The sequence below is a fragment of the Dactylosporangium sp. NPDC051087 genome (assembly GCF_055586325.1).
This window is the reverse complement of the sequence record NZ_JBVJIJ010000017.1, coordinates 224,259-237,003: the sequence shown is the minus strand read 5'-3', so window position 1 is coordinate 237,003 and position 12,745 is coordinate 224,259. Positions and strand designations below refer to the sequence as shown.

Genomic DNA, 12,745 nt, shown 5'->3' with positions numbered 1-12,745 from the left:
CCACCGCCTACGGTCAGTCGCGGGCACCATCGAGACGGGGGACCAGTGCGGCCGACAGACGACTGGACGACGCAGACGGAGCTGGAAGCATCGGTCGACCGGCTGCTCGGCGTGCACGCGAGGGTCATGGCCCACGCGTACGCGCTGCTCATCGAGGCCGGTCCCGGGCCCGCCGCGGCGATGGTGGCCGCGCCGGAGGTACCGGAGCAGCCGCCGACGACGGGGGAGCCGTATCCGCTGTCCTCGACGCAGCGGGAGATCCTGTTCCTCGACCAGCTCGGCGACGCGTCGGCGCGGGCCTACAACGAGACCGTGCTGCTGGACCTGGCCGGGCCGCTCGACCCCGGGACGCTGCGGCGCGCGCTGGACACGGTGGTGGCGCGGCACGACAGCCTCCGCACCGTCTTCGCCGCCGACGGCTCCTGGCAGCGGGTGCTCCCGCACACCCCGGTCGACCTGCCCGTCGTCGACGTGAGCACCGGGCGCACCGAGTGGCTCGAAGGACGGGTGCAGGAGACGTTCGACGTGACGCGCGGGCCGCTGCTGCGCGCCGCCCTGCTGCGGCTCGGCCCCGAGCACCACCAGCTGCACCTGCTCGTGCACCACAGCGTCGTGGACGGATGGTCGTTCGTGGTCATCCTCGACGAGCTGCTGCGCCTGTACGAGCAGCAGCGCACCGGCGTCTCCGCGGGACTGGTGCCCGCCCCGGCCTACCGTGACCACGTCGCCCGCCAGACGGCCCGCCGCGACGGCCCGGCCGGGCAGGCGGCGGCGCGGTACTGGACCGAACGCTTCCGCGGCCCGCGGCCGGTGCTGCAGCTGCCGCTGGACCGACCCCGGCCCGCCCGCGGCGCCGGCCGGGCCGCCCGCATCGACCTGGCGCTGGACCCCGCGGTCGCCGGCCTCGCCGCCGCGCGGGCCAAGGAGCTGCGCACGACCCTGTTCACGGTGCTGTTCGCCGCGTACGCCCACCTGCTGCACCGCCTCAACGGCGAGGACGACGTCGTCGTCGGCATCCCGGTGGCGCAGCGCGACCATCCCGGCGCGGACGTGCTCGTCGGGCACTGCAACACCGTGCTGCCGATCCGGCTGACCCGCGACGGCGCCGCCACCTTCGCCGAGCAGGTCCGGGCCGTGCAGCAGGCCCTCGTCGGCGCCTACAGCCACCCGGACTTCAGCATCGAGCTGCTGCGCGGCGACAGCGGCGGGACCGGCGGCGCCGAGCCGGGACCGCTGCTGCGGACGTTCTTCAACCTCGACCGGGCGCGTGCGGTGCCGCACCCGACCGGGCTGCACGCCTCGATCGTGACCACGCCCGCGGCGGTCGCGAAGGTCGACCTGTTCGTCGACATGCTCGTCGTCGACCGCGACCTCACCGTCATCTTCGAATACGACACCGACCTGTTCGACGCCAGGACCGTGCACGGCTTCGCGGTCATGTACGAGCACGTGCTGCGCGGCCTGACCGCCCGGCCCGGCGACCGGGTCGACACGCTGGAGCTGACCCCGCCGGCGCAGCGCCTGGAGCTGCTCGCCGCCGGCCGCGGCGCCCCGACGCCGCCGACTGCCGCGCGCAACGTCCTGGAACTGTTCGAGACGCGGGCCGCGGCGACCCCGGCGGCGACCGCGGTCGTGCACGGCGGCGAGCGACTGTCCTATGAGGACCTCGACACCAGGGCGGCGGCGCTCGCGGCGCGGCTGCGCGGGGAAGGCGTCGGGGCGGAGGACCGCGTCGGCGTGTTCCTGCCCCGCGGCGCCGACCTGGTCGTCGCGGTCCTCGGCGTGTGGAAGGCCGGGGCGGCGTTCGTCGCGCTCGACCCGGACCAGCCCGCCGCCCGCCGGGCCGCGGTGGTCGCCGATGCCGGGGTACGGATCGCGGTCACCATCACCGGTCTGGCCGCGCAGTTCGACGGCACCGCCGTGTGCCTGGACCGCCTGGAGACCACCACCGCCGCGCCCGTGCGAAGGCTGCCCGGCGCGCTCGCCTACGTCGTCTACACCTCCGGGTCGACCGGGAAGCCCAAGGGCGTCATGGTCACCGACGACGCGCTGCTGGCCGTGCAGCAGGGCTGGGACCAGGCGTACCGGCTGCCGGGCAGGGTCACGTCGGTGCTGCAGATGGCCAACTTCGGCTTCGACGTCTTCGTCGGCGACCTCACCCGCGCCCTGTGCAACGGCGCCCGGCTCGTCCTGTGCCCGCGCGACCTGCTGCTGCAACCGGAGCCGCTGCTCGCGCTGCTGCGGCGGGAAGCCGTCGACTGCGCCGAGTTCGTGCCGCTCGTCGCCCGGCGCCTCGCCGACCACGCCGCCGCGACCGGCGCCCGCCTCGACGGGCTGCGGACCCTGATCGTCGGCTCCGACCTGGTCCACGCCGACGACCTCGTCCGGCTGCGGGACCTGCTCGGCCCGGGCGGCGAGGTCGTCAACTCCTACGGCCTGACCGAGGCCACCATCGACAGCACCTACCTCATCCATGACCGGGCCGAGGACGGCGGCGCGCTGTGCCTCATCGGCGGGCCGTACCCGAACGCCGAGGCGTACGTGCTCGACGACGACCTGCGGCCGGTGCCCGTCGGCGTGCCCGGCATGCTGTACGTCGGCGGCGCACTCGCCCGCGGCTACGCCGGCCGGCCGGACCTCACCGCGGCCGCGTTCGTCCCGCACCCGCACGCGACGGTGCCCGGCGCCCGGCTGTACCGCACCGGCGACCTGGCCCGCTACCGCCGCCGCGGCGACGGGCTCACCATCGAGTACCTCGGCCGCCGCGACCACCAGGTGAAGATCCGCGGCTACCGGATCGAGCTCGGCGAGGTCGAGGCGGCGCTGCGCGCGGTCACCGGCGCCGCCGAGGTCGTCGTCCTGCCGCACCGCGGCGACACCGACGGCGACGACCGGCTCGTCGCGCACGTCGCCACCGGCGTGCCCGGCGCGTCGGGGGAGGGGCGGCTGGCCGACTGGCACGAACGGCTCGGGCAGCGGCTGCCGCGGTACATGGTCCCCGACGGCTACGTGCTGCACACCGCGCTGCCCGTCAGCCGCAACGGCAAGGTCGACCGGGCCGCGCTGCTGGCCCGCGGCACCGACGGTGTCCAGATCGCCCGCCGCGCCTACGTCGCGCCCCGCACCGACCTCGAGCGGGACCTCGCCGGCGTGTGGTCCGACGTGTTCGACCGGGAGTGGATCGGCGTCGAGGACGACTTCTTCGCCCTCGGCGGGCACTCGCTGCTCGCCACGCGGCTGGTCAGCCGGGTCCGCACCGCACTGGGGCTGGAGCTGAGCCTCCGGGTGCTGTTCGAGACCCCGACGATCGCCGCCATCGCGCGCGGCCTCGAGACCGGCGACGCCGCCGCGGCGGGCACCACCCCCGCCGCGACCCGGCCCGCGCTGCGCGCCGCCACCGACCGCCCGGCGGCCGTGACGCTCTCGCCGGCGCAGCAGCGGCTGTGGTTCCTGCACGAGTTCGAGGGGCCGGCCGCCACGTACAACATCCCGCTCGCGCTGCGCCTGACCGGCCCCCTGGACCGCGACGCGCTGCGGGAAGCGTTCCACGACGTCGTCACCCGTCACGAGTCGCTGCGCACGACGGTGCGGACCGTCGCCGGGACCGCGGTGCAGCAGGTCGCGCCCGCCGGCACGGTACAGATCCCGTTCCTGACCTCGTCCGTCCACCCGGCCGGCCTGCCGGCCGCCGTCGCCGCCGCCGCGGGCGCGCCGTTCGACCTCACCACCGACCTGCCGCTGCGGGTGCACCTGTTCGCCCTCGCCGCCGGTGACCCACCGCCCGGGTCGGGCGAGGCCGTCCACGAGCACGTCGTCGTCGCGGTGCTGCACCACATCGCCGCCGACGCCTGGTCGGTGGCGCCGCTGGCCCGCGACCTCACCACCGCCTACGCCGCCCGGCGCGACGGCACCCCGCCGTCGTGGGCGCCGCTGCCGGTGCAGTACGCCGACTACACCCTCTGGCAGCAGCGGCTCCTCGGCGCCGAGACCGACCCCGGCAGCGTCCTGAGCCGGCAGGTCGCCTACTGGCGCGACGCCCTTGCCGGCGCCCCCGACGCCCTCGAACTGCCCGGCAGCGGCACCGGCGGGACCGGCGAGGCCGACGGCGCCGACGTGCGCTTCACCGTCGCGCCCGCGCTGCACACCGCCCTCGCGGGGCTGGCCAGAAGCGGCCGCGGCAGCGTCTTCATGGTCGTGCAGGCCGCCCTCGCCGCGCTGCTCACGAACCTCGGCGCCGGCACCGACATCCCCATCGGCAGCCCGGTCGCCGGCCGCCTCGACGAGGCCCTCGACGACCTCGTCGGCTTCTTCGTCAACACCCTGGTGCTGCGCACCGACACGTCGGGCGACCCCACATTCCGGGAGCTGCTCGACCGGGTCCGCGACACCGACCTCGCCGCGTACGCCAACCAGGACGTGCCGTTCGAACATCTCGTCCTCGCGCTCAACCCGCCGCGCGTCGAGGGCCGCAGCCCGTTCTTCCAGGTGATGCTCGTCGCCGACGGCACCGAACAGGTCCACGCGGAGCTGCCCGGGCTGCGGATCGCCGAGGAGCCGGTCGCCGCGACGACCTCGACGTTCGACCTGGTGCTGGTGCTGCGGGAGCGGTTCACCGCCGACGGCGGGTGCGCCGGCATCCGCGCCGACCTGCGCTACCGCACCGACCGCTTCGAGCCCGCCGACGCGGAGCGGCTCACCACCCGCCTGCTGCGGGTCCTCACCGCCGTGGCGGCCGACCCGGACGTGCGCTGCGCCGCCCTCGACGTCATGGACGACACCGAACGCGACCTGGTCCTGCGCACCTGGCCCGCCGGCAACGTCCTGCCCGCCGCCCCCGCCGCGCCGCGGACGCTGCCCGCGCTGGTCGAGGCGCAGGCCCGGCTGCACCCGCACGCCGTCGCCCTCGACGGGCCGGACGGGCCGGTCACCTACGCCGAGCTGGACGCGTGGGCGGCCCGGCTCGCCGCCCGCCTGCACGCCCACGGCGCCGGCCGCGACGGCCGGGTCGCTTTGGCCGTGCCGCGCGGCGCCGGGCTCGTCGCCGCCGCGTTCGCCGCCGGGAAGGCCGGGGCGGCGTTCCTGCCGATCGACCTCGACGCGCCGAAGGCCCGCATCGCGCAGCTGCTGCGGGACGCCCGGCCCGCGGTCGTGGTGACCGACGCCGCGCACCGCGACCTGCTGCCCGACGTGCGGATGGTGCTCATCGACGAGGACGCCACCGCGGCGCCGCTGCCGGTGGACGCGGCACCGCAGCCCGGCGACGCGGCGTACCTGCTGTTCACGTCCGGCTCCACCGGACGGCCCAAGGGCATCCTCGTGCCGCACCGGGCGATCCTGAACACCCTGCGCTGGTACATCGGCGAGGGCCTCGTCACCGCCGCCGACCGGGTGCTGTTCAAGACGCCGATCACCTTCGACCCGTCGCTGCTGGAACTGTTCGCCACGCTCGCCGCCGGCGCCACCCTCGTCATGGCCGAGCCCGACGGTTACCGCGACCCCGAATACATCGCCCGGACCGTCGAGCGGTTCGCGATCACGTCGGTGCGGTTCGTGCCGACCACGATGCGGCAGTTCCTCGACGTCATCGACGCCGGCAGGTGTACGACCCTGCGCCACATCCTCTGCGGCGGGGAGAAGCTGTCCGCCGAGCTCGCCGCCCGCTGCCTGGACGTCCTCGACCTGGAACTGGTCAACCTGTACGGGCCGACCGAGGCGGCGGTCGAGGCGACGTCGTGGCGGGCCCGCCGCGGCGCCGTGCCGGCCCGGGTCCCGATCGGCCGGCCGGTCGCCAACACCCGTGCCTACGTCCTGGACGAGCGGCTGCGCCCGGTCCCGCCCGGCGCGGTCGGCCAGCTGCACCTCGCCGGGGCCGGGCTTGCCCACGGCTACCTCGACCGGCCCGACCTCACCGCCGCCGCGTTCATCCCGGATCCGTTCGGGCCGCCCGGCGGCCGGATGTACCGCACCGGGGACCTGGTCCGCTGGAACGACGACGGCGAGCTGCTGTTCCTGCGCCGCGTCGACACGCAGGTGAAGCTCCGCGGGGTCCGGATCGAGCTCGGCGAGGTCACCGCCGCGCTGCTCGACGTGCCCGGGGTCCTCGACGCGGCGGTGCTCGTCCGGGCGGTCGACGGCGAGCCGACCCTGGTCGGGTTCGTCGCGCACGGCGACGCCCCGGCGCCGGCCACCGCCGCGGTGCTCAAGCGGCTGCGGGCGGTGCTGCCCGCGGCGATGGTCCCGGCCCGGCTGGTGCCGATGCCCGCGCTGCCGCTGCTGGCCAGCGGCAAGACCGACGAGCGGACCCTGGCCACCGTGCCGCTGCAGGCCGTCGTCACCACGTACGTGGCGCCGCGCACCGCCGGCGAGGCCGCGATGCTGCGGCTGTGGGAGGACGTCCTGGGCCGGCCCGGCATCGGCGTCGAGGACGACTTCTTCGCCCTCGGCGGCCACTCGATGCTCGCCACCCGGCTGGTCGCCCGGCTGCGCGCCGAGTCCGGCGTGGAGGTGCCGGTCCGGGCCGTGTTCGAGGCGCCGACCCCGGCCGGGCTCGCGGCGTACGTCGACGGCGCCGCCGGCAGCGTCCGCCCGCCGCTGGTCCCCGGGCCGCGGCCCGACGTCGTGCCGCTGTCGTTCGCCCAGCAGCGGCTCTGGTTCCTGTACCGGCTGACCGGCCCGAGCGCCACCTACAACGTGCCGCTGACGATCCGGCTCACCGGTGCCCTGGACGTCGAGGCGATCGCCGGGGCGCTGCGCGACGTCGTCGGCCGGCACGAGAGCCTGCGGACCACGGTCGTCGAGGTCGGCGGGGTCGCCGCGCAGCGGATCGTGCCCGCCGCCGACGCCCGCCCCGACCTGACCGTCGTCGACTGCGGACAGGACACCGGACTGAGCACCGGGCAGCGGCTCGCCGACGCGCTCGCCGGCGCCGTCGACACCGCGTTCCGGCTGGAGGACGACCTGCCGCTGCGGGCGTGGCTGCTGTCCGCCGGCCCGGACGAGCACGTGCTGAGCGTGGTGCTGCACCACATCGCCTGCGACGGCTGGTCGATGGTGCCGCTGGCCACCGACCTCGCCCGCGCGTACGCCGCCAGGGTCGCCGGCGACCGGGTCCGGTGGGAGCCGCTGACCGCCCAGTACGCCGACTACACCCTGTGGCAGCAGCAGCTGCTCGGCAGCGCCCGCGACGCCCGCAGCCTGCTGTCGCGGCAGACCGCCTTCTGGCGGCGGGCCCTGGCGAAGGCGCCGGCCGAACTGGCGCTGCCGTTCGACCGGCCCCGCCCGGCCGTGCCGACGTCCGCGGGCGGGGGAGTCCGCTTCACCGTCCCGGCCGGGGTCCACGACGGCATGGCCGTCCTCGCCCGCGGCCACCGGGCCAGCACGTTCATGGTCGCCCAGGCGGCGTTCGCGGCGCTGCTCACCAGCGTCGGCGCCGGCACGGACATCCCCATGGGCACGCCCGCCGCGGGACGCACCGACCCGGCGCTCGACGACCTCGTCGGCTTCTTCGTCAACACGGTCGTGCTGCGCACCGACACGTCCGGCGACCCGGCCTTCGCCGACCTGCTCGGCCGGGTCCGCGACGCCGACCTCGACGCCTACGCCAACCAGGACGTGCCCTTCGACCACCTGGTGCGAGCGCTGAACCCGGCCCGGTCCAGCTCCCGGCACCCGCTGTTCCAGGTGATGATCGTCGCCGACGACACCGACCGTGACGCGCTGGAGCTGCCGGGGCTGCGGATGCGGATCGAGCCGACGACGTCGACGACCGCCAAGTTCGACCTCAACCTGATGCTGCGTGAGCGCATCGGCCCCGACGGCGCCTGCCTCGGCGTCGACGGCCTGCTCGAATACAGCGCGGACCTGTTCGACGACGGGACCGTGCGGCGGCTCGCCGACCAGTACGCGGCGCTGCTCGCCGAGGTCGTCGCCGACCCGGAGACCCGGTGCTGCCGCCCCCTTGATGTCCGCGCCCCCCACGATGCTTCTGCGAAGACGGTGACCGCTGGTGAGTGACCTCACGCCCAACCCCTGGCTGCCCAACCGGCGGCGCACGACCGGCACCGTGCTGCGGGTGTTCTGCTTCCCGCACGCCGGCGGCGCCGCCTCCGCGTTCCGGACCTGGCAGCAGCACCTGCCGCACGGGCTGGAGGTGTGCCCGGTCCAGCTGCCCGGCCGCGAGTCCCGCTTCGGCGAGCCGCTGCCGACCGGCGTCGTCGACCTCGTCCCGGACCTCGCCGCGGCGCTACTGCCCGCGCTGGACGTGCCGTTCGCGCTGCTGGGCAACAGCATGGGCGCGCTCGTCGCCTACGAGCTGGCCCGGCACCTGCGCCGGCGGTACCTGCTGTCGCCGACCCGGCTGGTGATCGCCGGCGCGAAACCGCCCGGCGGCGCGGCCCGCATGCCGCACCTGAGCCACCTGCCGGACCTCGAGTTCGGCCGGGCGATGCAGGCCCGGCACGGCGGCATCCCCGCCCAGGTGCTCGAAGACCCGCAGATCGCCGAGATCTACCTGCCGGTGCTGCGCGCCGACATGGCGATGGTCGAGACCTACGTCCCCGAACCGGGGCCGCTGCTCACCTGCCCGATCAGCGCCTACGTCGGCGACGGCGACACCGTGTCCAGCCCCGAGGACGTCGACGGCTGGGCGGCGGTGACCTCCGGCCGCTTCGACCGGCGGGTCCTGCCCGGCGACCACTTCGCCGTCCTGAGCCACGCGGAGCTCGTCACCGGCCGGCTCGCCGACGAGCTCGCCCTGCGCTGAGCCCTTCTTCCACCGTTTTCGAGAGGACACCGACATGGCAGACGACGACAGCCGCCGCTACAGCGTGGTGGTCAACGACGAGGAGCAGTACTCGATCTGGGCCGACGGCCGCGACATCCCCGCCGGCTGGCGCGCCGCCGGGTTCGCCGGCACCAAGGACGAGTGCCTCGCCCACGTCAGTGAGGTCTGGACCGACATGCGCCCGCTGAGCCTGCGCCGCGCGATGGAGCACCAGAGCGTCTAGTCAGGGTGGCGGTGCCGGCGCAGCCATTCGCTGGGCGGCATGCCGTAGGCGGCGCGGAAGCGGCGGGCGAAGTGCCGGGGGTCGGTGAAGCCCCACCGGCGGGCGACCGCCGCGACCAGCGTGCCGTGGGCCGCGCGGGCCAGCTCGCCGCGGGCGCCTTCCAGCCGGCGGCGGGTGATCGCCTCCGCGGGCGTGTCGGCCTCGCCCTCGAAGAGCCGGTAGAGGTAGCGCAGCGAGATGCCGTGCCGCCGCGCGATCCGCTCGGGGGTGAGCGCCGGGTCGCCGAGATCTGCCTCGACACCGGCCAGGATGACGGTCCGCAGCGACTCGGCCCGTCCGTCCGGCGACCGCGGATGGTCCGGGACGATCGACGTGATGAGCGCCCGGACCAGGTCCACGGTGGCGGTGCCGAGCATGCTCAGCGCCGGGCCGGACGGGGTCCGCCGGGCGATGCCGGGCAGCTGCGCGACGTGCCGGCGGGTCAGGTCGTACAGCGGGCTGGAGCGCACCCGCGGGATCGCCGCCCGCACGAGGTCGACGGGCAGGCCCAGGTCGGTGTAGTCGGCGTTGAACCCGGTCGCGGCGTTCGGCCCGTCCCACCGGGTCTCGTAGCCGGACGTGAGGTCCAGCAGGGTCAGCTCGTGGTCGAGCAGCACGCTGTCGTGGGCCACGGGCGCCAGGTGCGAGGCACGGCAGGTGCCGCTGACGTTGTACCCGAGGGAGATCCGCTCGGGTGCGTCGGCGCGCAGGTGCCGGGCCGTCCGCCGCATGCGCAACCCGCCGGTGGTGGCGGTGCTGACCAGGTTGACGCCGGTGCTGAACTGCCAGCCCTCGATGCGGGAGCGGGTGCCGGGGACGACGGTGACGGCGGTCGGCGAGGAGGCGGTGCTGAGGGTGGCGTGGATGGCGTCGGCGGACTCCCGCGCACTGAGCGGGTGGGTGTCCACCAGGATGACCATGATGCGAGCCTAACGGCCCGGCTCGGCGGCGGCGGCGGACCCGTCAGGTGACTGGGTCAGCGCCTCCAGGGCATCGCGGAGCTGGGCACGGCCGGTGATGCCGAGCTTCGGGAAGATCCGGTACAGGTGGGAGCTGACCGTGCGGTGCGAGACGAACAGCCGCTGCCCGATCTCGCGGTTGCTGAGGCCGGCCGCCGCCAGGGTCGCCGTCTGCAGCTCCTGCGCGGTCAGCCGCTCCCGCGACGGCACCGCCCGGCCCGCGCTCTCCTCCCCGGCGGCGCGCAGCTCCTCACGGGCGAGCCGGCCCCACGCCGCGGCGCCCAGCGCGTCGAAACCGTCCCGGGCCGCGCGCAGCGGCACCCGCGACTCCAGGATCCGCTTGCGGCGGCGCAGCCAGGCGCCGTAGGCGAGGTCCAGCCGCGCCCGGTGCACCGGCCAGGCCGCCAGGTCCATCGCGCGGGCCCGCTCGAACGCGGCGCCGGCGGTGGTGTCGTCGTCGACGACGGCCAGGACGGCGGCGGCGTAGGCGTGGCAGCGCACCAGCATCGGCGACGGCAGCCGGGCGGCGCGCTCGCCGGCCGCCGCGACGATCCCGCGGACCTCGCCGGCGCGTCCCGCGCGGACGGCGGCGTCGGCGAGGTCGGCCAGCGCCCAGCCGTGCATGTCGGGCTGATAGGCCGGGTCGGCGGGGGAGTACATGCGCGACAGCAGGTCGAGGGCATCGTCGTGCCGACCTTCGGCGTTGGCGACGATGCCGCGGGCGTGCTGGGCGGCACCGGCCGCCGCCCGGACCCCCGCCGTGGCCGGGCTCGCGGCGATGTCGTCGGCGAGGCGCAGCGCCGCGGCGTGGTTGCCGGTCAACGCGTCGTGCATCGCCCGGCTGGCCCGCGCCGTCACCGACCAGAACGGGTCACCGGTCTCGTCGGCGAGCGCCTCGGCCTCCTCGAGGTCGGCGCGGACCGCCGGCCACCCGCCCAGCCACAGCCGGACGTAGCCCGAGATGGCGAGCGGGCGGGTCAGCAGCGCCGCCCGGCCCTGTGCGCGGTAGCCGGCGGCCGCGGTGCTCATGAACGACGCCGCCGACGGGAAGTCGCCGAGGGTGAGCGCCGCACTGCCGAGGTAGCGCATCCCGTCGGCGTCCGTGCGGTCCGGCACCAGGCGGGGCAGCTGGTGCAGCACGCCGGGTCCGAGCGCGTCGGGCTGGGCGTGCGCCTGGACCGCCAGTGCGATCGGCTCGTCGGCGGGCAGGCCGAGCGTGCCGAGCACGGCCGTGATCCGCGCGCCGGCGGGCTCCGGCAGGCCCGCGAACCAGCGGCACAGCGACGCCCGCCAGCACAGCAGCGCGGCCAGGCCGGTCTCGCCGACGGCGTGCGCCTCGGCGGCGTGGTCGCACAGCCGGTGGATGCGGGCCGCGTCGGCGACGCCGGCCGGCTCGATCGCGTCCCGGACCATCGCGAGGCGGGCCCGGTCGGCGGCGCCGGTGAGCACCGGCTCGATCCGGCCCACCAGCTCCGCGGCCAGCCCAAGGTCCTCCGTCGAGGCGAGCTCGGCCGCCCGCAACAGCAGCACCGAGCGGCGCACCGGGCGGCCGGTCAGCTCGGCGGCCCGGCCGAGACCGCCGACCGCGGCGCGCACCGCGCCACGGCCGAGCGCCCGGCCCGCCGCCGCTTCCAGCTCGGCGCAGGCGTCCTCGTCGGGGCCCAGGGTCGCGGCGCTGCGGTGCCAGGCCCGCCGGTCCGGGTCGTCGGTGAGCGCGTCGGCGAGGACGGCGTGGATCGTCAGCCGGTCGAACTCGGTGACGCCGCGGTACACCGCGGAACGCATCAACGGGTGCCGGAACCGCAGCCGCCGGCCCTGCACCTGCAGCAGGCCCGCGTCGATCGCCGGCTGGAACGCTCCCGGCGCGACGGCGGTCCCGGTCGTCGCCCGCGCGGCGGCCAGCAGGGTCGGCACCGGACAGTTCGGGTCGGCGGAGAACGCGGCCACCGCGGCGCGGGTCCCGGCCGGCAGCTGCGCGAACCGGCCCGCGAACGCGGTCTCCAGCCGCTCGCTCAGCGGCAGCAGCCCGTCCGGCGCCGTCAGCGGCCCGGCCTCGACGGAGCGGGGCAGCTCGATCAGGGCGAGCGGGTTGCCCGCCGCCTGGGCCGTCACCCAGTCGCGGGCGGCCGGCGACAGGTGCGGGGCGTGCTCGGCCAGCACCCGGGCCGCCGCGTCCGGGCCGAGGCCGCCGAGGGTCAGCTGGCCCAGGCCGGTGCCGGTGAGCTCGCCGGCCGGCTGGCCGCGCACGGCCAGCACCGCGGCGATCGGCTCGCCGGCCAGCCGGCGGGCGACGAAGACCAGCACGTTGAGGGTCTCCGGGTCGAGCCAGTGCGCGTCCTCGGCGACGAGCAGCAGCGGGGTGCGGACGGCGCGGTCGCCGAGCAGCTCCAGCACGGCCAGCCCGACGGCGAACCAGTCGGGCCGGTCGCCGTCCTCGCCGAACGCGCCGCGCAGGGTGCGCCGCAGGCGCGGGGTGAGCGCGCCCAGGTCGCCCAGCAGCGGGCCGAGCAGCTGGTGCAGCCCGGCGTACGGCAGCGCCGCCTCCGCCTCGGCGCCGTTGGCCTGCAGCACCGCCATCCCGGCCGTCGCGGCGGACCGCCGGGCGGCCGCCAGCAGCATGGTCTTGCCGATCCCGGCGTCGCCGCGGACCACCAGCGCCGCCCCGCGTCCGGCGCGGGCCTCGGCCAGGAGCCGCTCGACGGTGGCGAGCTCCTCGTCCCGGCCGTGCATCCGTTCCTCCTC

Annotated in this window: 5 protein-coding genes; 3 read left to right on the top strand and 2 right to left on the bottom strand. The window is 76.4% G+C overall.

Features of this window, described 5'->3' with window-relative positions; all coding sequences use genetic code 11:
* The first annotated feature begins 45 nt into the window (after positions 1-45).
* From ACZ6TV_RS30895 to ACZ6TV_RS30885, 3 genes are read left to right on the top strand one after another with little or no spacing between them, the layout of a single operon-like run.
* The gene (locus ACZ6TV_RS30895; RefSeq protein ID WP_465300810.1) at positions 46-8,013 is read left to right on the top strand and encodes an amino acid adenylation domain-containing protein; all 7,968 of its coding nucleotides are present in this window, start codon (positions 46-48) and stop codon (positions 8,011-8,013) included.
* Entirely contained in the window at positions 8,006-8,761 is a 756-nt protein-coding gene (locus ACZ6TV_RS30890; protein ID WP_465300809.1) for a thioesterase II family protein, read from the top strand. Before ACZ6TV_RS30895 ends, ACZ6TV_RS30890 begins: the two co-directional genes overlap by 8 nt.
* A 34-nt stretch (positions 8,762-8,795) precedes the next feature.
* Positions 8,796-9,005, top strand: a complete 210-nt coding sequence (locus ACZ6TV_RS30885; RefSeq protein ID WP_465300808.1) for an MbtH family protein — start codon at positions 8,796-8,798, stop codon at positions 9,003-9,005.
* Here ACZ6TV_RS30885 and ACZ6TV_RS30880 read toward each other — a convergent pair.
* Positions 9,002-9,964 carry a helix-turn-helix domain-containing protein gene (locus ACZ6TV_RS30880; RefSeq protein ID WP_465300807.1) on the bottom strand — a complete coding sequence of 321 codons (963 nt, stop codon included), beginning with the start codon at positions 9,962-9,964 and terminating at the stop codon, positions 9,002-9,004. The two genes, ACZ6TV_RS30885 and ACZ6TV_RS30880, sit on opposite strands and share 4 nt — an antisense overlap.
* Positions 9,965-9,973: 9 nt before the next feature.
* Positions 9,974-12,733, bottom strand: a complete 2,760-nt coding sequence (locus ACZ6TV_RS30875; RefSeq protein WP_465300806.1) for an ATP-binding protein — start codon at positions 12,731-12,733, stop codon at positions 9,974-9,976.
* Between the last annotated feature and the right edge of the window lie 12 nt (positions 12,734-12,745).

Bases quoted from the DNA above. Each gene is read 5' to 3' on its own strand.
- ACZ6TV_RS30885 (WP_465300808.1), top strand. From the start codon at position 8,796: ATGGCAGACGACGACAGCCGCCGCTACAGCGTGGTGGTCAACGACGAG.
- ACZ6TV_RS30880 (WP_465300807.1), bottom strand. From the start codon at position 9,964: ATGGTCATCCTGGTGGACACCCACCCGCTCAGTGCGCGGGAGTCCGCC.
- ACZ6TV_RS30875 (WP_465300806.1), bottom strand. From the start codon at position 12,733: ATGCACGGCCGGGACGAGGAGCTCGCCACCGTCGAGCGGCTCCTGGCC.